We start from the raw sequence: 20,550 nt of genomic DNA, 5'->3' as shown, positions 1-20,550 counted from the left end.
ATGCCAGCTTGGATGCCAAGGTGGCGGCGGTACGAAATCTTCATCCCGGGCTGTCGTTCGACCGGATAGACGTGCCCACCGCAGGCAACATGATCGCCGACATGATGATGCTGGCCACGATCAAGAGCGGCGCCGGCTCGACCGCTTCTCAAGCGATCATCGACGAGATGACGCAGGGAGGCCAACCGCTGGTTGTCATGGGCGAGAAGGACAACCTTGCCGAAGCCACGCTGGAACGGGCGCTGCAAGACGGCAAGGATAAGCTTCAAGGAAAGTCGGTGACCCTTGTCGGCGCGGAGGAGTACCGCGAGCCGCTACAAAAAGCCGCTCAATCGGCAGGCGTCAATCTCGAGTTTGTTGCGGTGCCCTGAAACCCCTCCCAGCCCCCATCCCATGCAACCGACAGCATTAGAGCAACAGTTAAATTTTCTCCGGGAAATCGACCGGCTGAAGACGGTCGTGCGGCAATCGCCGCTTCTGGACCAAAGCCGGAAAGAGAATTCCGCCGAGCACTCCTGGCACTTGGCGATGTATGCGTTGCTGCTGAGCGAGTACGCCAGCGGACCGGTGGATACCTATCGCGTGATGCGGATGCTGTTGCTGCATGACATCGTCGAGGTGGACGTTGGCGATTGTCCGATACTCGGCGGGTTTTCCAGCGAGTGGCAGGCGGAGCAGGAGGCGCGCGCAGCGGCGCGATTGTTCTGCTTATTGCCGTCGCCGCAGAGCGAAGATCTGTTGGCCTTGTGGCAGGAATTTGAGCGCGCCGAGACGGAGGATGCAAAGTTTGCCAAGGCGCTCGATCGTTTTCAGCCTCTGCTTATCAATGTCTTCACCGGCGGCGGCACCTGGACGGAAAGCGGCGTTTCGTTGTAACAGGTGCTAGCCCGCTATGGCCCCGTGATTCAGCGCGGGGCGCCGCAATTATGGGCGGTGTGCGAGGCGTGGGTGACGCGACACTTTGACTCTCAATAGCATAAGGAGTTGAGATATTGCATATTGGCCAGCATCTGGAATCTGCGCGGATGATTTTTCGTCCTCCAACAATGTGCGATGCGGCGGACCTGTTCAGGATATTTGGCGACCCGCTGACGAATCGATTCAATCCGGCGGGTCCCTACAAGAACATGGCTGTGGCTGAGCGGAAGTTGGCGCGATGGATCGCCCAATGGGAGCATGATGGCTATGGACAGTGGGTAATCTATTTGAAATCGGATCCAGCGCGTGTTATCGGATTTGGTGGTGTTGCCAACGGGCAGTTTGGTGACGAGGAGAAACCTAACCTCGGTTTTCGATTTGCGACGGAAGCATGGGGGAAGGGACTGGCTACCGAGCTGGCTATGTTCTCTTTGCTGACGGCCTTCAGTACGCTAAACCTTCCGGAGGTCTGGGGTTCTGTTAGGGAAAATCATTTGGCTTCAAGACACGTCTTCGAAAAAATCGGCATGCAGGAAGTCGAGGTGGTGGCAGACCCCGATGGCGCGCCTGCTAGCGTCATCTACCGAATTTTGCAGCAAGCGATGTCTTGATGCCGTCAAGCCGCGACATGGGCCGGTGAAACATGGAGATCCCCTTTCTGGCGGGCTTTCCACAAGTCATAAGCGGCTTGCCCCGCCAGCCACAGATCGGCACGACCACCGTGTTCTACACCGAGCCAGGCCTCAATCCGAAGCGCCATTTCAGGCGAGATCGCCACATGGCCATTCAATACCCGGGATAAAGTGGGGCGGGTGACCCCCAATTGCCGCGCGGCCTCCGTGACGGAGAGGCCCAACGCGGGCAGCACATCCTCACGGAGGGTCTCTCCTGGATGTGGCGGATTATGCATCCGGCTCATGGCCTGTCTCCTAGTGGTCGTTTGGGCAACCTTCTTGTATTTCCATAAGCGAATTACTTTGCCCGGCAACGTGCGGGTTGGTTCCCCATCTGGCGGGCCTTGCGCTAGCCATGCCGGCGAACGCGCGCTCCACCTTGGCGGCGGTTGCCGCGGGATTATTGGGCAACCCAGCCGCCATCCATATTCCAAGCCGCGCCGCGCACTTCGGCCGCCGCCTCGCCGGTGAGAAACAGGGCCAGTTCGCCCAGTTGCGCCGGGGTGACGAAGCGCTGCGACGGCTGCTTTTCCTGTAGCAACTGCGTCTGCGCCTGCTCCTGGCTGATGCCTTGCGCGGCGGCACGATCGGCAATCTGCTTGGCCACCAGCGGCGTGAGCACCCAACCCGGGCAGATGGCATTGCAGGTGATGTTGGTTTGCGCCAGTTCCAGCGCCACGCTTTTGGTGAGGCCGATCAATCCGTGTTTGGCCGCCACGTAGGCGGTCTTGTTGACCGAGGCCACCAGGCCGTGCACCGAGGCGATGTTGACGATCCGCCCCCAGCCGCGCTCGCGCATCGCCGGCACGGCCAGCCGGATGGTGTGGAAGGCGGCGGATAGATTGAGCGCCAGGATGTCATCCCATTTACCGGGGTCGAACGTCTCCACCGGCGCGACGTGCTGGATGCCGGCGTTGTTGATCAGGATGTCCACCCCGCCGAACTGCTGCGCGGTATAGGCCATCAGCGCGGCGATTTCGCCCGGGTGGCGCAGGTCGGCGCCGTGGTAGCGCACTTGCGCGCCACGCTCGGCGATCTTGTCGTGCGCCTCCTGCTCGGGGCCGAAGCCGTTGAGCACGATATTGGCGCCGGCCTCCGCCAGCGCGCAGGCGATGCCAAGGCCGATGCCGCTGGTGGAGCCGGTCACGAGCGCGGTCTTTCCAACGAGGGATGTCATGAGCAAATACTCCTTCATGTGCTTTTATGCTGTATGACTAATTTTAGCTTGGCGGATCGGGTTCATCGCTGTCTTTCTCGGTCATCTCACGGCAAAAAACTACGACCCACTTGTCATTTTACTGATTTGTATATACAACTATGTTTGTCGCCTTCATTCCGCGTCAGACGGAGGGCTTGCGCCAGGGCGGCACCAAACGACAAAGGAGAGACCATCTTATGCAACAAGCAGCCAAAACGGCCGGTTCGACGTTGATCGAGCGCCGGTCCATCGATTTCATCCCCGAGGCCGAGCGCCATGGCAAGGTGTTCAGCCAGTTCACGCTGTGGCTGGCCGCCAATCTGCAAATCACCGCGGTGATTACCGGCGCCTTGGCCGTGGTCCTGGGCGGCGATGTTTTCTGGTCGATCATCGGCCTGCTGATCGGCCAGCTCGTCGGCGGCGCGGTAATGGCGCTGCATGGCGCCCAGGGGCCGCGTCTCGGTTTGCCGCAGATGATCGGCAGCCGGGTACAGTTCGGTCTGGCCGGCGCGGTCTTGCCGCTGGCGCTGGCCTGCGTCATGTATTTGGGGTTTAACGCCACGGGCATGATCCTGTCCGGCCAGGCGCTGGGCCAACTGCTGCACGCCAGCGATCAGACCGGCATCCTGATCTTCGCCGTGGTGGTCATGGTGGCGGCGACGCTGGGTTACCAAGCGATCCATCGGCTCGGCCGCGTTGCCAGCATCTTGGGAGTGTTGGCATTCCTTTACTTGTTCGTGCGCTTGTTGCAGGGGGTGGATCTGGCGACGCTGGTCGCGACCCACACGCATTTCGACGCCTCGGCCTTTTTGACGGCGGTGTCGCTGTCGGCTTCATGGCAGATTGCCTTCACGCCCTACGTGTCCGACTATTCGCGCTATCTGCCGTCGAACACCTCTCCGTGGCGAACGGGTTTTGCCATTGGCCTGGGCTCCGTGATCGGCTCGCAGATCGCCATGTCGCTGGGGGTGTTGGTGGCGGCGATCGGCGGTGCGGCTTTCCGTGGCCACGAGGTGGCTTACTTCGTCGGTTTGGGGGCGACCGGCACCATCGCCGCGATGCTGTTTTTCTGCGTGGCCTTCGGCAAGGTGACCATTTCCACCCTGAACGCCTATGGCAGCTTCATGTGTTTTAGCACCATTACCAGCGCTTTCGGCGGTCAACGCGCCATTGCGCCGCTACGCCGCTGGCTGACCATCCTGGCGATGGTGCTGATTTCGGTGTCGATCGCACTGTCTGCGCAACATAGCTTCTTGCCGCTCTTCAAGCATTTTTTGTTGTTCTTGCTGGCGTTCTTCACGCCGTGGAGCGCCATCAATCTGGTCGATTTCTATTTGCTCTCCGGCGGGCGGGTGGATGTCGACGCCCTGGGCGACACGCGTGGGCGCTACGCCGGCATCGCCTGGACCGGGCTGGCCGTCTATTTGATCGGTATTGCGGTGCAACTGCCGTTCATCGACAGCGCGTTCTATAGCGGGCCGATGGTGGCGCGCTTGGGCGGGGCGGATATCTCGTGGCTGGTGGGGTGGCTGGTGCCGGCGTGGCTGTATTATCTGGTCGGCCAGCAGCGCCGGCCGTTGCCGCAGGCGGTGTGATCGAAGGTCATTAAAAAACCCCGTCAAGCATGCGCTTGACGGGGTTTTGTCCATTTTCCGGCCGGATTACTTCGCCAGGAAGACGTGCGGGTAAACCGGCTCCCACATCTTGACGTCGATCTTGGCGGCCATTTCGGCATCCGAGATCGCGGCGATCTGGCCGTCGGCGATCGCTTGCTTGCCCACGCCGATGGCGACCGCGCGCGCCACGTCGCGCAGCTTGCATACCGGCGGCAGCAAGTTGGCTTCCGCGTCGGCGCGTGCCGGCGACAGCTCGGCCAGCGACTTGGCGGCGGCCATGAACAGACGGTCGGTGATGCGCGGAATCTTCAGCGCCAGCGCGGCCACGCCCACACCCGGGAAGATGTAGGAGTTGTTGGTCTGGTCGACCTTGAACTGGCGGCCATTGCGCTCGATCGGCGGGAACGGGCTGCCGGTGCCGATGATGACGCGGCCTTCGGTCCAGGCCATCAGGTCGGCCGGCTGGGCTTCGCTGTTGGCGGTCGGGTTCGACAGCGGGAAGATCACCGGGCGGGTCACATGCTTGGCCATTTCGCGCACCATGGCTTCGGTGAACGAGCCGGCTTGGCCGGACACGCCGATCAGCACGGTCGGCTTGACGTTCTTGATCACGTCCATCATCGACGGCTGGTCGTTTTCCTTGACCCAGCCCTCGGTCGCAGCGGCTTTTTGCACGTAGCGGCGTTGGAACGGTTCCAGCTTGGCCAGATCGGTCTTGCCTTCGACCATCAGGCCGGCGCGGCCGACCACGTAGAAGCGGCTGGCAGCCTCTTCAGCGCTCAGGCCGGCTTCGACCATGATGTTCTGGATCAGCGAGGCGATGCCGCAACCGGCCGAGCCGCCGCCCAGGATTACCACGCGCTGTTCGGTCACCGGCACGCCGGTCACGTTGATGGCGGCGAGTAGCGTGCCGCTGGCGACGGCGGCGGTGCCTTGCACGTCGTCGTTGAACGTGCATAGGTCGTCGCGGTATTTCTCCAGCAGACGGCTGGCGTTGTTCTTGGCGAAGTCTTCCCACTGCAGGAGCACGTGCGGCCAACGCTCCTTCACCGCCTCAACGAATTCGTCGATGAACTCATCGTATTCGGCGCCGCGGACGCGGGCATGGCGCCAGCCGATATACAGCGGGTCGGCCAGCAGTTCCTGGTTGTCGGTGCCGACATCCAAGGTGATCGGCAGCGTGGTGGCCGGGTGCAGGCCGCCGCAAGCGGTGTAGAGCGCCATCTTGCCGATGGGAATGCCCATGCCGCCCGCGCCTTGGTCGCCCAGGCCAAGGATGCGCTCGCCGTCGGTGACGACGATAGCTTCAATGTTGTCGAAGCGCGAGTTGGCCAGGATCTTGCGGATCAGGCCCTTGTGCGGGTAGCTCAGGAACAGGCCGCGCGGCTTGCGGTAGATGTGGCTGAAGCGTTGGCAGCCGGCGCCGACGGTCGGGGTGTAGATCACCGGCAGCATCTCTTCGATGTGCTGGGTGATCACCGCGTAGTACAGCGTTTCGTTGCTGTCTTGCAGCTCGCGCAGCATGACGTAGCGGTCGAAGTCGGTTGGTAGCGCGCGCAGGGCTTCCATGCGGCGGGCCACTTGTTCTTCCAGCGTCATGACGTTCGGCGGCAACAGACCGTGCAGGCCGAGTTCGTCGCGTTCTTGTTCGGTAAAGGCGGTGCCTTTATTCAAGAGCGGATCGGCCAGGATATCCTGCTCGGTCAAGCGCGTTTTGACTTGAGCGTCGACGGGCAAGTCCACTGGGGGAAATTTCGAACCCATTGTTGTCTCCGGTTAAATGTGAATGGGGATGGATGGTACGAAAGCGTTCTTGTCGTCGTGCCAGTTGGCGGCGCTCGCCTTTTTGATCGCCGGCACGGCGAACAGCAAAATCGGGGGGATGTCGGCGTCCAGCAGCGCCAGCGTTTGCCAAGGCGCGCGGCGGTTGGGCTCGATGGCCTGGCGGTACTTGCCGTCGCGTTGGCGGGCGGCGCGTTGCAGCTCGTTCATGATCGGTCTGTCCGGCGGTCCAATAGTCCTGTGTATGCCAATTAACTAAAAGACGCTGGTGGATGACGTAATTTCGATGGCGATAGGCTACTCCAAATCGTTGCGCCAGCTGATGCATTGTGCGCATGGATTCATGTGCTAATTGCAGTGGCGGGGCGGGCTTTGCCGCGGCGCAGCAACTTGTGGAATCAGTGGGTTGAAAATGGCATACAAGGCATGATCAGGATCAAAGAGTTGGCTGTATTGCTGTTCGATAATGAAGTCGAAATTTGGCCGGCTGTTCGTTAATGTTCGATTTCGAACCTGCCAGGCCACGCTGGCGGCTTTTTCTGCGTGTCTCGCCCTTTGTCTGTTCATCGCTGCTCCCCGCGGCGCTCTGGCGGTTTCTCGGGTATCACGTCTGAAACCGGGTCTTGTCGGGCTCGTTACCGTTCAGGAAGTCATTTGCGCGCCAGAGGCGCGAAAGCGAACATGCCACGTCCGGCCTCGCGGCGCGGCATCCTCCATCGAGGCAGGGAAGGGTGGTCAAGGTGACGGCAAGCAAGGCGGATATCGAACGCATGGTGGCGGCAGGCGAATGGCGCCGCGAGGATCTGGTGCGCGTGCTGGGCACGCAAGACGCCGATGCGATCGAAACGCTGCGCGCCGCGGCCGAAGCCACGCTGCTTGCGCGCGTGGGCGCCGGCGTGAGCCTGCGCGGCCTGATCGAGTTCTCCAATGTCTGCATCAGCGACTGTCTGTATTGCGGCATTCGCATGCATAACCGCAAGGTCGAGCGTTACACGCTGACCGACGACGAAATCGTCGCCTCGGCCCGCTGGTGTGCCGAGATGGGCTACGGCTCGGTGGTGCTGCAGTCGGGCGAGCGCCGCGACGCGCGCTTCATCGGCCGGCTGGTGGACAACGTGCGCGCCATCAAGGAAGCCACGCGCTCCGAACGCCAGCCTGACGGCGTCGGCATCACCCTGTGCGTCGGCGAACAATCGCGTGAAGACTATCAGCGTCTGTTCGATGCCGGCGCGCATCGCTATCTGTTGCGTCTCGAAACCTCGTCCCCCGAACTCTTCGCCTTGATCCACCCGGCGCGTCAGCGATTCGAAACCCGTCTGCAGTGCCTGAAAACACTGCGCGAGGTCGGTTTCCAAGTCGGCACCGGCGTGATGATCGGCATTCCGGGGCAAACCTTGGAACAGTTGGCCGACGACCTGATGCTGTTCCGCACGCTCGATATCGACATGATCGGCATGGGGCCGTATATCCCGCACGCCGCCGCAGCGATGCCGGCCGATTGGCCGGTGGCGCCGGTCGAAACGCGCATGGACCTGGCCTTCAAGATGATTGGGCTCGCGCGGCTGTCGCTCGGCGACGTCAATATCGCCGCCACCACCGCGCTGCAAGCGCTCGATCCCGTCGGCCGCGAGCGCGGCCTGCGCTTCGGCGCCAACGTGATCATGCCGCAGGTGACGCCGCTGTCGGTGCGCAAGCAATACACGCTCTACGACGGCAAGCCCTGCCTGGAGGACAGCGCCGGCCAGTGCGCCACCTGCCTTGAAGGCCGCATCGCCTCGGTGGGCCGTTTCATCCGTTACCACAGTTGGGGCGATTCGGCGCACTTTGCCCGCCGCAACGATTTACCGGTCGAGCTGCCGCAGGCGCCGGCCGTGCCGCGCCTGCCGAACGTGCGCGCCGACAAGATTATCCAGCTGCATCTGAAACAGGACTGATGCGGCTGAAACAAGAATTAGGTCATTAGAAAATCGCCCCGGCTTGCCGGGCACAGCAATCTAGGTTTGGAGGAAAAATTGAAAACTTTGGTGTATGGGGTTTGGGATGGCAAGGTCTATGACCTGCGAAAACAATCCGCCGCCGATGACGCGGCCATCCCCGGCTTGACCGGCTTGGAGGCGTTCGCGCCCGAAAATCCGGTCAAGGTCTTCGTCGCCGACCGCGGGTTCATGGTATTCGACGAGAATGCCAACCTGGCGGGCGCCTTCTGGCAGTATCTGGCGCGCGCCGCGGAAGAATCCTGCGGCAAATGCACGCCGTGCCGTGTGGGCACGGTGGAGCTGCGTGATCAACTCGACGGGCTTCGCCGCGGCGAGACGCCGTCGGGCGGTTTGCACAGCCTGCGCATGCTGGCGCACCTGTTGGCGACGACGTCGCTGTGCGGCCTCGGCCAATCGTCCGGCCGCGCGCTGTTGGACGCGCTGACGCATTTCCCCAGCGCCTTCGACGTCAAGGCTCCGGTGGGCGAGCAAAACGGTGTGATCTACACCACGGCGCCCTGCATCGAAGCCTGTCCGTCGCGGCTCGACGTGCCGCGCTACATCGATGCCATCCGCGCCGGCCGCAACACCCAGGCGATGGATGTGATTCTTGAGAAGTACCCGATGGCCGCTTCCTGTGGCCGCGTGTGCGTGCGTTTCTGCGAGTCGGCCTGCCGCCGTCAGGATGCGGAGGGCGCGCTGGCGATCAAGATGCTCAAGCGCTTCGCCTCGGATAAGGCCCATGCCTCCGGCAAGGACTTCTTCGACCCGGCCAGCGTCAAGCCGGTGCTGTCGACCAAGAAGAAGGTGGCGGTGGTCGGCGCCGGCCCGGCCGGCGTGACCTGTGCTTACCAATTGCTCAAGCGCGGCGTGGACGTCGACGTGCTCGACATGCAGCACAAGGCCGGCGGCATGGCCTCGGTGGGCATCCCCAGCTATCGCCTGCCCAAGGACGTGCTCAAGGCCGAAACCGAGGGCGCCATCGTCAGCCTGGGCGGCAAGATGGTGTACGGCAAGAAGCTGGGCGAGGATTTTGCGATCAATGATCTGTTCGCCCAAGGCTACGACAGTGTGTTCCTGGGTTATGGCGCGAGCCGCGGCACGCTGCTGGGCGTGCAGGACGAAGACCCGACGCTGAAGGGCTATTTCTCCGGCATCGACTTCCTCAAGGCGGTGCACGACCGCGTCGAGGATGGCGTACCGTTCGAAGTGAAGGGCGAAGTGGTGGTGGTCGGCGGCGGCAACGTGGCCATGGACTGCGTGCGCTCGGCGCTGCGTCTGGGCGCGAAGAAGGTGCATCTGGTGTACCGTCGCACCGTGGCCGACATGCCGGCCGATCACGAGGAAATCGAGGCGTCCGAGAAGGAAGGCGTGGTGTTCCATTGTCTGACCAACCCGTCGCGGCTGATTTCGGATAACGGCAAGGTGGTGGGCGTGGAAGTGGTCGACATGCGTCAGACCGAAATGGACGCCCGCGGCCGCCGTAGCGTTGAAGCGGTGGAAGGTTCCGAGCATCGGCTGAACTGCGACGTGGTTATCGCCGCCATCGGCCAGCAAGTGGATCGTGCGACGCTGGGCGAGACGGATGGCATCGAAACCGACCGCTGGGGCTGCGTGGTGGCCGACAAGGACACGATGGCGACGTCGCGTCCGGGCGTGTTCGCCGGCGGCGATTGCGTGCTCGGCCCGCAGACGCTGATTCAAGCGATGGCGCACGGCGAGCGCGCGGCGCTCAGCATCGTGCAATACCTGCAGGGCGAAACGCCGGTGGTACTGCCGGAGCAGCGCATGCAGCAACTGATTGCCGACAACAAGCTCCTCAAGAACGAATGCCTGAAGCACGAGGTGATGTTGAAGGATCGGCAGCCGGTGCCGGAGCAGGACGTCGAAAGCCGCGTCGGCAACTTCACCGAGGTGGAGTTCGCGCTGACGCAGCGCGATGCCTATCTGGAGTCGGAGCGCTGCCTGCGCTGCTACCGCCACTATCTGGTGGTTACCGAGAACCCGCTGGCCGATACCGCCCGCGCCGTCGAATTCGCTTGAGGTTGCGTACGTCATGAAAGCACTGATCAATAACAAGGAATGTTCGTTCGAAGCGCAGGAGTCGATTCTGCAGGTGGCGCGCAAGAATGGCGTGTTCATCCCGACGCTGTGCGAATTGCACGACCAGGGCCATGCGCCCGGCACGTGCCGTATTTGTCTGGTGGAAGTGAAGCGCGAGGGCGCAGCGGCGTCCGAGTTCGTCACCGCGTGCGACACGCCGATGCAAGACGGCGTGCAGGTGCTGACCCGCACTCAGGCGGTGCAGGATATGCGCCGCGTGCAGATGGAACTGATCATGGCCGAGCACAATCAAGATTGTGCCGCCTGCTCGCGCCATGGCGACTGCGAGCTGCTGGACGTGGCCGAGACGGTTGGCGTGCGCCAATCGACCTGCACGCTGGCCAAGCCGGGCGAGATCAAGGTGTGCGAAGGCACTGACCAGGCGATCCGTTTCGACGCGAGCCGCTGCATCCGCTGCATGCGCTGCGTGGCGATGTGCCGCGACATCCAGGGCGTGGACGCGCTGAGCCTGGTGGGCCGCGGCGCCGATACCGCCATCGTGCTCAACGGCGGCGACGATCGCCGTCAATCCGACTGCGTTTCCTGCGGTCAATGCGTGATGGTGTGCCCGACCGGCGCGCTGTCGGAAAACGACCAGACGCAAACGGTGATGAATTACCTGACCGATCCGGGTATCGTCACGGTGTTCCAGATCGCCCCGGCGATCCGCGTCGGCTTCGGCCAAGAGTTCGGCCTGCCGGCCGGCACCAACGTCGAAGGCAAGGTGGTGGCGGCATTGCGCGCCATCGGCGCCGACGTGATTCTCGACACCAACTTCGCCGCCGACCTGGTGATCATGGAAGAGGGCAACGAGGTGCTCAATCGCGTGCTGCAGAAGGAAGGCACCACGTTCACCTCCTGCTGTCCGGGCTGGGTGGATTTTGCCGAGAAGCACTTCCCCGGTATTCTGCCGATGGTGTCGTCGACCCGTTCGCCGCAGCAGTGCCTGGGCTCGCTGGCCAAGACCTATCTGCCGCAGAAGATGGATATCGATCCTCAGCACATCCGCGTGGTGTCGATCATGCCGTGTACCGCCAAGAAGGAAGAGGCCGCGCGGCCTGAGCTTGCCAAGGAAGGCGTGCCGGACGTCGACGTGGTGCTGACGATCCGCGAGTTCGCCCGCCTGCTGCGTCGCGAGGGCATCAGCCTGGCCGACCTGGAACCGTCGGCGTTCGACGATCCGCTGATGAGCGAATACACCGGCGCCGGCGTGATTTTCGGCACCACCGGCGGGGTGATGGAAGCGGCCATCCGCACGTTGTACTACGTCGCCAACGGCAAGGAGCTGGACGGCATCGAGGTGCACGAGGTGCGCGGCTTCGACCGCGTGCGCGAAGCGACCATCGAGGTCGGCGGCCAAGTCGGCACGCTGAAGGTGGCGATGGTGCACGGGCTCAAGGGCGCGGCGCAGATGGCGCAAGCGGTGCTCGACGGCACGGCGAAGTACGACTTCATCGAAGTCATGGCGTGCCCGGGCGGCTGTATCGACGGTGGCGGCCATCTTCGCAGCAAGAAGGGCTATTTGAAGCATGCCGAGTCGCGGCGCAAGGGGTTGTATGCCATCGACCGCCAAACCGGCGCGCGCCAGTCGCACAACAACCAGCAAGTGCAGAAGCTGTACCAGGAGTTCCTGGGCGAGCCGCTGTCGCATGAGGCGCACGAGTTGTTGCACACGCATTACCACGCCAATCCGCGCGAGGTGGACGCCTAAGCGCGTGGCGAAGTAATGAGAGGTCCGCCCCGCCGCCGAAGGTGGCGGGGCGATAAGGATCCGATTGGGGACGCGGTAAAAGATCATCACATTGGAGTAAAACATCATGACGCATATTCACGATACGCAGGCGACCTGGCTTGACCCGGAAGTGGTCGAGAACGCCCTGAAGAACCCCAACCGCGAACCCGCGCGCGTGCGCGAAGTGCTCGCCAAGGCGCGCGAGTTGCAGGGATTGAATTTCGACGATGTGGCGACGCTCGCCAGCATCGACAGCGACGAACTGCGCGACGAGTTGTTCGCCACCGCACGTTACGTCAAGGAAGAAATCTACGGCAAGCGCATGGTACTGTTCGCGCCGCTGTACATTTCCAACGTGTGCGGCAACGAATGCAGCTACTGCGCCTTCCGCGCCTCGAATAAGTCGATTCAGCGTCACGCGCTGAACATGGAAGAAATCAAGCAAGAAGCCCTGTGCTTGATCGACCAAGGCCAGAAGCGTGTGCTGCTGGTCGCGGGCGAAGGTTATTCCGCCGCCAACGGCGGCTTCAACTACGTGCTTGACGCCATCGACGCGGTGTATTCGGTCGAGCACGTCAACGGCAACATCCGCCGCCTGAACGTCAACGTGGCGCCGCTCTCCATCGATGAGTTCAAGGCGCTCAAGGCGCGGGAAATCGGCACCTATCAGCTGTTCCAGGAAACCTACCACCGGCCGACGTATGCCGAAGTGCATCTGCGCGGCAAGAAGGCCGACTTCGACTGGCGCGCGAGCGCCATGGACCGCGCCATGCAGGCGGGCATCGACGACGTCGGCCTCGGCGCCTTGTTCGGTCTATACGATTGGCGTTTCGAGCTGATGAGCGTGATGCAGCACATTGCCCATCTGGAAGAGCGCTTCGGCGTCGGCGCGCACACCATCAGCGTGCCGCGTATCGAGCCGGCCGAAGGCTCTGAATTCTCAGACGCGCCGCCTTATGCGGTGACGGACGATGACTTCAAGAAGCTGATCGCCATTCTGCGCCTGGCCGTGCCGTATACCGGCCTGATCCTGTCGACGCGCGAATCGGCCGAGATGCGCCGCGAAGCGATCGCGCTGGGTATTTCGCAAATCTCCGCCGGCAGCCGCACCAACCCCGGCGGCTACGTCGCCGACGCCAACTCGACCGAGCAGTTCCAACTGGGCGACCACCGCACGCTGGAGGAAGTGGTGCGCGAGCTGGCCTCGACCGGCTTCATCCCGTCGTTCTGCACCGCTTGCTACCGCATGGGCCGTACCGGCAAGGACTTCATGGACCTGGCTAAGCCTGGGCTCATCAAGCGCAAGTGCGACCCGAACGCGGTCACCACGTTGCAGGAGTACCTGTGCGACTACGCCGAGCCGGAGACGCAGGCCGCGGGCGAAACCGCCATCCTGCAGTCGCTGGACAAGATGGATGACAAAACCCGCCGCAACGCCGAGAAGATGCTGAACATGATCCGCAACGGCCGTCGCGACATTTATTGCTGAGAGACGGCCATGGCGACGCGGTGGGAAAGCGATTCGCTGGGGCAGGTCGAGCTGCCGGCAGACGCGCTCTACGGTGCCCATAGCGCACGGGCGCGCGACAACTTTCTGCTCTCCGGACAGGGGGCGGCGGCGGAATTGGTGGCCGCGTTTGCCCAGGTCAAGGTGGCTTGCGCGCGCACCAACGCCGAGTTGGGCTACCTCGCGCCCGATGTGGCCGACGCGGTGACGCGCGCAGCGCGCGAGTTGGCCGACGGCCAGTGGCGCGATGCCATCGTGGTCGATGCCTTGCAAGGCGGTGCCGGCACCTCGCTCAACATGAACGTCAACGAGGTGTTGGCCAACCGCGCCGAGGAACTTCTGGGCGGCCGGCGCGGCGAGTACCGGCGCGTGCACCCGATCGACCACGTCAATCTGCATCAATCGACCAACGACACTTACCCGACCGCGCTCAAGGTGGCGGCCATCGGCTTGTTGCGCCGGCTGCACATTGACATCTCCGAGCTGCAGATGGCGTTTCAGCGCAAGGAAGGCGAGTTCGCCCACGTGGTGAAGATCGGCCGCACCGAGATGCAGGACGCCTGCCCGATGAGCATGGCGGCCGCTTTCTCGGCCTGGGCCGAGGCGTTGTCGCGTGACCGCTGGCGGGTGTCGAAGTGCGAAGAGCGGCTTCGGGTCGTCAACCTGGGCGGCACCGCCATCGGCACCGGCATGACCGCGCCGCGCGAGTACATCTTCGCCGTGACCGAGCGCTTGCGCGAGGAAACCGGACTTGGGCTTGCGCGCGCCGAGAATCTGGTGGACGCGACGCAAAACGCCGACGTGTTCGTCGAGGTGTCCGGCATTCTCAAAGCGCACGCGGTCAATCTGCTGAAGATTTCGGCCGATCTGCGGCTGTTGTCGTCCGGCCCGCGCGCGGGCTTGAGCGAGCTGTCGCTGCCGGCGGTGCAAGTGGGCTCCAGCATCATGCCGGGCAAGGTCAATCCGGTGATCTGCGAGGCGGCGGCGCAGGCGGCGATGCAGGTGATCGCCAACGACGCCGCCATTACCCTGGCGGCGCAGTCGGGACAGTTGGAGCTCAACGCCTTCCTGCCGCTGGTGGCGCACGCGCTGCTGGGCTCGCTGACGCTGCTGATTCGGGCCAACCGCATGTTCCGCGAGCGTTGCGTCGAGGGCATTCAAGTCAACGAAGACGTCTGCCGGACCCACGTCGAGACCTCGCTGTCGACGGTGACGGCGCTGGTGCCGCTCGTGGGGTACGACGTCGCGGCGGCGGTGGCCAAGCAAGCGCAGGCGGAGGGGCGGTCGATCGCCGACGTGGTGCGCGAGCGGCAATTGTTGTCGGACGAGGCCTTGGCGCAGGCGTTGTCGCCGGCCGCCATGACCGCGCTGGGGTTTCGCGGCAAGCCGCGCGACCCGCATTGAGGAGTGAGAGCATGCAAGACACACCCAAGGGACTTCGGTTGCACATCGGCTTGTTCGGCCGGCGCAATGTCGGCAAGTCCTCGCTGATGAACGCGCTGGTCGGTCAGTCGGTATCGATCGTGTCCGATCTGGCCGGCACCACCACCGACCCGGTGGAAAAGACGCTGGAGATGGCGCCGCTGGGGCCGATCGTCTTCGTCGACACCGCCGGGTTGGATGACGTGGGCGAAGTCGGCGAAATGCGCAAGCAGCGCTCTCTGCAGGTGCTCGACCGGGTCGACCTGGGCATCGTCGTCGCGACCCCGGAGGGGCTGACCGATTTCGAACGCGATGTGATGGCCTTGTTGACCGAGCGCAAGACGCCGTTTTTGGTGGTGTTCAACAAGTGCGACCTGGGCGTGCCGCCGGCCGAGTGTCTGGCCGACCTCGACCGCGATCGCATCATGTATGTGCAGGCCAGCGCCACCGCGGCCCAGGCGATGGATCAAATCAAGGAAGCGCTGTTCCATCTGGCGCCGGAAAACCCGATCGACGAACCGCGCCTGATCGGCGACATGTTGTCGCCGGGCGACACCGTGGTGCTGGTGGTGCCGATCGATCTGGGCGCGCCCAAGGGGCGGCTGATCCTGCCGCAGGTGCAAACGATCCGCGACGTGCTCGACAGCGACGCCAGCTGCGTGGTGGTCAAGGAGCGCGAGCTGGCCGATACGCTGGCGAAGATGACCGTTCGCCCGCGCATCGTGGTGTGCGACTCGCAGGTGGTGCTGAAGGCCTCTGCCGATACGCCGCCGGAGATTCCGCTGACCACGTTCTCGATTTTGATGTCCCGCTTCAAGGGCGACATGATCCGCCTGGCGCACGGCGCCGGGGCGATCAACGCCTTGCAAGCCGGCGACCGGGTATTGATCACCGAGTCGTGCTCGCATCACTCGCTGGCCGACGATATCGGCCGGGTAAAGATTCCGCGTTGGCTGCGCCAGTTCGCGGGTGGCGATCTGCACACGGACGTGGTGGCGGGCAAGGATTTTCCGTCTGACCTGTCTCCGTATTCGCTGGTGGTGCAATGTGGCGGCTGCATGGTGACGCGCAAAATGGTGTTGCACCGCCAGTATCTGGCCGAGCGCCAAAACGTGCCGATGACCAACTACGGCATGGCGATCTCGCAAGTGCAGGGTGTGTTGGAACGCACGCTGGCTTGTTTCCCGGCGGCGCTTGAGGCTTTCCGGCGCGGAGCGAGTGGGGAGTAGGGAGTAGGGAGTAGGGAATCGATGGGGTGGGGTTTCAACTCCCCACTCCCGACTCCCTACTCCCTTGTCACATCTAGCCGGCGGCTTGCGCGTCGACGCAGGCCAGGGCCACCATGTTGATGATGCGACGGGTCGACGAGATCGGCGTCAGGATGTGCACCGGCTTGGCGATGCCCATCAGGATCGGGCCGATGGTCACGCCATCGGAGGCCGAGACGCGCAGCAGGTTGTAAGAGATGTTGGCCGATTCGATGTTCGGCATCACGAGCAGGTTGGCCGAGCCCTTCAGGCTGTTCTCCGGCATCGCCTGTTGACGGATGCTTTCCACCAAGGCCGCGTCGCCCTGCATTTCGCCGTCGATTTCCAAACTGGGAAGGTGCGCCTGGATCAACGCCAGCGCGTCGCGCATCTTCTGCGCCGACGGGCAGCGCACCGTGCCGAAGCTGGAGTTGGACAGCAGCGCCACCTTGGGCGCGATACCGAAGCGCTTCATCGACTGGACCGCCATCTCGGTGATGCCGGCCAGTTGCTCCGCATCGGGGTCCGGGTTGACGTAGGTGTCGGCGATGAAGATGTTGCCGTTGGGCAGCATCAGCGCGTTCATCGCGCAGGCGAGCTTTTGCGGGTTGTTGTAGCCCAGCACGTCCTCGATGATTTCGAAGTGATGCCGGTAGGCGCCGAAGGTGCCGCAGATCAGCGCGTCGGCGTCGCCGCGACGCACCATCATCGCGCCGATCAGCGTGGTCTGGCCGATCATGCGCCGGCGCGCCTGCTCCTGCGAAATGCCGCGTCGCTGCATCAACTGGTAATACTCTTTCCAGTAGTCGTTGAAGCGCGGGTCGCATTCGTTGTCACACAACTCGAAGTCTTCACCGATGGTGAGCTTCAGTCCTAGCTTCTCGATGCGTTTTTCCACCACGCTGCGGCGGCCGATCAGGATCGGCTTGGCCAGCCCTTGAGCGACGATTTCCTGCGTGGCGTGCAGCACGCGCTCGTCTTCGCCTTCCGATAGCACCACGCGCTTGCGGTCCTTGCGCGCTTGGGTGAACACCGGCTTCATGAACAGGTTGGTTTTGTAGACGAACTGCGCCAGCTTGTCGACGTAGACCTCTATGTCGGCGATCGGCCGCGTGGCGATGCCGGAGTCCATGGCGGCGCGCGCCACGGCGGGGGCGATCTTGACGATCAGCCGCGGATCGAACGGCTTGGGAATCAGGTATTCCGGGCCGAAGGTCAGCTCTTGATCGCCGTAGGCCGAGGCCACCACGTCGGACTGCTCGGCCATGGCCAAGTCGGCGATGGCGCGCACGCAGGCGAGCTTCATTTCCTCATTGATGGTGGTGGCGCCCACATCCAGCGCGCCGCGGAAAATGAACGGGAAGCACAGAACGTTGTTGACTTGGTTGGGGTAGTCCGAGCGGCCGGTGCAGATGATGGCGTCCGGGCGGGCTTCCTTGGCCAGCGGCGGCAGAATTTCCGGCTCAGGGTTGGCGAGCGCCAGAATCAGCGGCGACGGCGCCATCGAGCGCACCATGTCTTGCGTCACGAGCTTGGGGCCGGATAGGCCCAGGAAGATGTCTGCGCCGGCAATCGCGTCTTTCAGCGTGCGTAGGCCCTTGTCGTCGATGGCGTAACGCTTCTTCGACTCGTCCATCTTGCCGTCGCGGCCGTGGTAGATCACGCCCTTGGAGTCGCAGACCACCACGTTCTGGCGTTGTACGCCCAGCGCCACCAGCAAGTCGAGACAGGCGATGGCGGCCGCGCCCGCGCCGGAAGTGACCAGGCGCACGTCCTTCATGTTCTTGCCGACCACGCGCAGTCCGTTGAGTACGGCGGCGGCGGTGATGATGGCGGTGCCGTGCTGGTCGTCATGGAACACCGGGATCTTCATCTTTTCCCGCAGCTTCTTTTCGATGTAGAAGCATTCGGGCGCCTTGATGTCTTCCAGGTTGATGCCGCCAAAGGTCGGCTCCAGCGCGGCGATGACGTCGACTAGCTTGTCCGGGTCGGTTTCGTTGACCTCGATGTCGAATACGTCGATGCCGGCGAATTTCTTGAATAGGACCCCTTTGCCTTCCATCACCGGCTTGCCCGCCAGTGCGCCGATGTTGCCGAGGCCCAGTACCGCGGTACCGTTGGAGATCACCGCCACCAGATTGCCGCGCGCGGTGTACTTATAGGCGTTGAGCGGATCCTCGACGATGGCGTCGCAGGCAGCGGCGACGCCGGGGGAATAGGCCAGGGCCAGGTCGCGTTGCGTGGCTAGCGGTTTGATCGGCGCGACCTGAATTTTTCCTGGGTTGGGGTATTGGTGATAATCGAGTGCGCTTTGGCGCAGTTGCTCATCCATTTCTCTGTGCGCTCCTGTATGTGACGGAAGTCTGTCGTTATTTTTTTTGAGTAGCACATTATAGGCAGGCCGTTTGCATTCGGGCCATATGCCGAATGCAAACGGTTATGCGTGCTTGTATTGATGTTATGCTTTTTGTGCATTAACCGGACGGCGAATAGGGTCCGGTTGCAGGATGGTGTCGGCGGCCTCGGTCAGGGTTTCCGGGTAGTCGCGGCTGAAGTGCAGGCCGCGGCTTTCCTTGCGCGCCAAGGCGGAGCGAATGATCAGCTCGGCGGTCTGCACCAGGTTGCGCAACTCGATCAAGTCGTTGCTGACATGGAAGTTGCTGTAGTACTCGTCGATTTCGCCTTCAAGTAAACGAACGCGGTTCATGGCCCGCTCCAGCCGCTTGCTGGTGCGGACGATGCCGACGTAGTCCCACATGGCGCGGCGCAGCTCATCCCAGTTGTGCGAGATCACCACCGATTCGTCGGCGTCGGTGACGCGGCTGTCGTCCCAATCCGGGATCGTCGGCAACGACAGCTTGCCTTGAGCTTGAATGTCCTCCGCGGCCGCCTTGCCGATGACCAGGCACTCGAGCAGCGAATTGCTGGCCAGCCGGTTGGCGCCGTGCAATCCCGTGCAGGCGGATTCGCCAACGGCGTAGAGACCTTTCACGTCGGTGCGTCCGCGCAGATCGGTCACCAGCCCGCCGCAGGTGTAGTGTGCCGCCGGCACCACGGGGATTGGTTCCTTGGTGATGTCGATGCCCAATTCCAGGCAATGGCTGTAGATATTGGGGAAGTGCTCTTTGATGAAGGCCGCCGGCTTATAGGAAATGTCCAGGTGGACGCAATCCAACCCATGACGCTTCATTTCAAAGTCGATGGCGCGCGCCACGATGTCGCGCGGCGCGAGCTCGGCGCGGGGGTCGTGGTTGGGCATGAAGCGGGTGCCATCCGGCAGGCGCAGAATGCCGCCTTCGCCACGCACGGCTTCGGAGATGAGGAAGGATTCGCTGTGCGAGTGATAGAGGCAGGTCGGGTGGAATTGGATGAACTCCATGTTCGCCACCCGGCAGCCGGCGCGCCAGCCCATGGCGATGCCGTCGCCGGTCGCCGTGTAGGGATTGGTGCTATAGAGATAAACCCGTCCGGCGCCGCCACAGGCCAAAATCGTGTGTTTGGCGGCCACGGTTTTGACTTCGTCGCCGTTGTTGTCGAGCACGTAGGCGCCATGGCAGCGGTTGCCGGCCTGGCCGAGCTTGGCCGACGTGATCAGATCGATGGCGATGTGGTCTTCCAGGAGGGTGATGTTCGGATGCGCCTTGATCTTTTGCCCTAGCGTGCTGGTCACGGCCGCGCCGGTGGCGTCGGCGGCATGGATGATGCGGCGATGGCTGTGGCCGCCCTCGCGGGTGAGGTGGTAGCCGGTGCGGTGCGTTTCGTCCTTGGTGAACGGCACGCCCAGCGAAATCAGCCAACGGATGGCTTCCTCGGAGTGTTCGACGATGAAGCGGGTGGCTTCGGCATTGCAGAGGCCTGCGCCGGCGATCAGCGTGTCGCGGATGTGTTCCTCTACCGAGTCCTCGGTGTCGAGCACGGCGGCAATGCCGCCTTGCGCGTGACTGGAGCTGCCTTCGAGCAGGTCGCGCTTGGTGACGAGCGCAACCTTGTGTTGTTCCGCGAGATGCAGGGCCAATGTCATGCCGGCCAAACCGCTGCCGATGATCAGAATGTCGTATTTGAGCATGGTGAGAAGTGACGTCCGCGACGGGGGCGTGCAATGCTGGGTAGATAAAGTAAGTAGACTAACAGATTTAATGGATTGTTTGGGATGGGGCGTCCGTCGGCTTGTGTTGCGTCTCGCGTTTGGGTGTTGACGGCCTGGAGCGTTCGGCGTATAGTCCACCTTCTTCGCTGCAGCAACACAACGCAGCACCGCTCTTTAACAGAACAGAACAACCGATAGGTGTGAGTGCCGGGGGAGCCCGACACTTGCACTGCAAGAGACAGAAAGTAACCTTCGGGTTTCTTTGAAGTCCTTGCGTGCCAAAGTACG

At 63.0% G+C, this 20,550-nt stretch carries 17 protein-coding genes; 10 read left to right on the top strand and 7 right to left on the bottom strand.

The window, feature by feature from the left end; genetic code table 11:
• The 3 genes from JOZ06_RS14830 to JOZ06_RS14820 form a co-directional block, all read left to right on the top strand.
• Positions 1 to 371, top strand: a 371-nt coding sequence (locus JOZ06_RS14830; protein ID WP_293233776.1) for a hypothetical protein, incomplete at its 5' end; no start/stop codon positions are given.
• A 22-nt stretch (positions 372 to 393) separates the two neighbouring features.
• The gene (locus JOZ06_RS14825) at positions 394 to 876 is read left to right on the top strand and encodes an HD family hydrolase (RefSeq protein ID WP_293233774.1); all 483 of its coding nucleotides are present in this window, start codon (positions 394 to 396) and stop codon (positions 874 to 876) included.
• A 116-nt stretch (positions 877 to 992) separates the two neighbouring features.
• Positions 993 to 1,529, top strand: coding sequence for a GNAT family N-acetyltransferase (locus tag JOZ06_RS14820; protein WP_293233772.1), 537 nt, complete (start codon positions 993 to 995; stop codon positions 1,527 to 1,529).
• 5 nt (positions 1,530 to 1,534) lie between these two features.
• On the opposite strand, the gene JOZ06_RS14815 is transcribed toward JOZ06_RS14820, so the two are convergent.
• Entirely contained in the window at positions 1,535 to 1,837 is a 303-nt protein-coding gene (locus JOZ06_RS14815; protein WP_293233770.1) for a HigA family addiction module antitoxin, read from the bottom strand.
• Between the two features lie 155 nt (positions 1,838 to 1,992).
• A complete protein-coding gene (locus JOZ06_RS14810) occupies positions 1,993 to 2,769 on the bottom strand; it encodes a 3-hydroxybutyrate dehydrogenase (protein ID WP_293233768.1) in 777 nt (258 codons plus the stop codon).
• Between the two features lie 218 nt (positions 2,770 to 2,987).
• Between JOZ06_RS14810 and JOZ06_RS14805 the strand changes: the two genes are divergently transcribed.
• Positions 2,988 to 4,385, top strand: a complete 1,398-nt coding sequence (locus JOZ06_RS14805; protein WP_293233766.1) for a cytosine permease — start codon at positions 2,988 to 2,990, stop codon at positions 4,383 to 4,385.
• A gap of 66 nt (positions 4,386 to 4,451) precedes the next feature.
• Here JOZ06_RS14805 and JOZ06_RS14800 read toward each other — a convergent pair whose 3' ends face one another.
• The 3 genes from JOZ06_RS14800 to JOZ06_RS14790 all read right to left on the bottom strand — a co-directional run bounded on the left by JOZ06_RS14800 (position 4,452) and on the right by JOZ06_RS14790 (position 6,755).
• Complete coding sequence (locus JOZ06_RS14800; protein ID WP_293233764.1) at positions 4,452 to 6,170, bottom strand: NAD-dependent malic enzyme; 1,719 nt, start codon at positions 6,168 to 6,170, stop codon at positions 4,452 to 4,454.
• 12 nt (positions 6,171 to 6,182) lie between these two features.
• A complete protein-coding gene (locus JOZ06_RS14795) occupies positions 6,183 to 6,398 on the bottom strand; it encodes a hypothetical protein (RefSeq protein WP_293233762.1) in 216 nt (71 codons plus the stop codon).
• Between the two features lie 138 nt (positions 6,399 to 6,536).
• Positions 6,537 to 6,755: a hypothetical protein gene (locus JOZ06_RS14790; protein ID WP_293233760.1), complete on the bottom strand. Its 219-nt coding sequence runs from the start codon at positions 6,753 to 6,755 to the stop codon at positions 6,537 to 6,539.
• 173 nt (positions 6,756 to 6,928) lie between these two features.
• Between JOZ06_RS14790 and hydE the strand changes: the two genes are divergently transcribed.
• From hydE to hydF, 6 genes are all read left to right on the top strand, one after another.
• Positions 6,929 to 8,122, top strand: a complete 1,194-nt coding sequence (gene hydE / locus JOZ06_RS14785; RefSeq protein WP_293233758.1) for a [FeFe] hydrogenase H-cluster radical SAM maturase HydE — start codon at positions 6,929 to 6,931, stop codon at positions 8,120 to 8,122.
• Positions 8,123 to 8,200: 78 nt separating this feature from the next.
• A complete protein-coding gene (locus JOZ06_RS14780; RefSeq protein WP_293233756.1) occupies positions 8,201 to 10,207 on the top strand; it encodes an FAD-dependent oxidoreductase in 2,007 nt (668 codons plus the stop codon).
• A gap of 13 nt (positions 10,208 to 10,220) precedes the next feature.
• Positions 10,221 to 11,978 (top strand): 2Fe-2S iron-sulfur cluster binding domain-containing protein, encoded by a 1,758-nt coding sequence (locus JOZ06_RS14775; protein WP_293233754.1) that lies wholly within the window; start codon positions 10,221 to 10,223, stop codon positions 11,976 to 11,978.
• A 106-nt stretch (positions 11,979 to 12,084) separates the two neighbouring features.
• Complete coding sequence (hydG, locus tag JOZ06_RS14770; RefSeq protein WP_293233752.1) at positions 12,085 to 13,488, top strand: [FeFe] hydrogenase H-cluster radical SAM maturase HydG; 1,404 nt, start codon at positions 12,085 to 12,087, stop codon at positions 13,486 to 13,488.
• 9 nt (positions 13,489 to 13,497) lie between these two features.
• Entirely contained in the window at positions 13,498 to 14,910 is a 1,413-nt protein-coding gene (locus JOZ06_RS14765) for an aspartate ammonia-lyase (RefSeq protein WP_293233750.1), read from the top strand.
• 11 nt (positions 14,911 to 14,921) lie between these two features.
• On the top strand, positions 14,922 to 16,157 hold the full coding sequence (gene hydF / locus JOZ06_RS14760) for a [FeFe] hydrogenase H-cluster maturation GTPase HydF (RefSeq protein ID WP_293233748.1): 1,236 nt from the start codon (positions 14,922 to 14,924) through the stop codon (positions 16,155 to 16,157).
• 73 nt (positions 16,158 to 16,230) lie between these two features.
• Here the strand turns inward: hydF and JOZ06_RS14755 are convergent, their stop codons facing one another.
• Entirely contained in the window at positions 16,231 to 18,507 is a 2,277-nt protein-coding gene (locus JOZ06_RS14755) for an NADP-dependent malic enzyme (RefSeq protein ID WP_293233746.1), read from the bottom strand.
• A 126-nt stretch (positions 18,508 to 18,633) separates the two neighbouring features.
• Positions 18,634 to 20,241, bottom strand: a complete 1,608-nt coding sequence (gene nadB / locus JOZ06_RS14750; RefSeq protein ID WP_293233744.1) for an L-aspartate oxidase — start codon at positions 20,239 to 20,241, stop codon at positions 18,634 to 18,636.
• Positions 20,242 to 20,550: the final 309 nt, after the last annotated feature.

This window comes from Paludibacterium sp. (assembly GCF_019232825.1).
GTDB lineage: Bacteria > Pseudomonadota > Gammaproteobacteria > Burkholderiales > Chromobacteriaceae > Paludibacterium.
The sequence above is the reverse complement of the archived record's forward strand: the minus strand, read 5'-3'. Positions and strand labels throughout refer to the sequence as shown.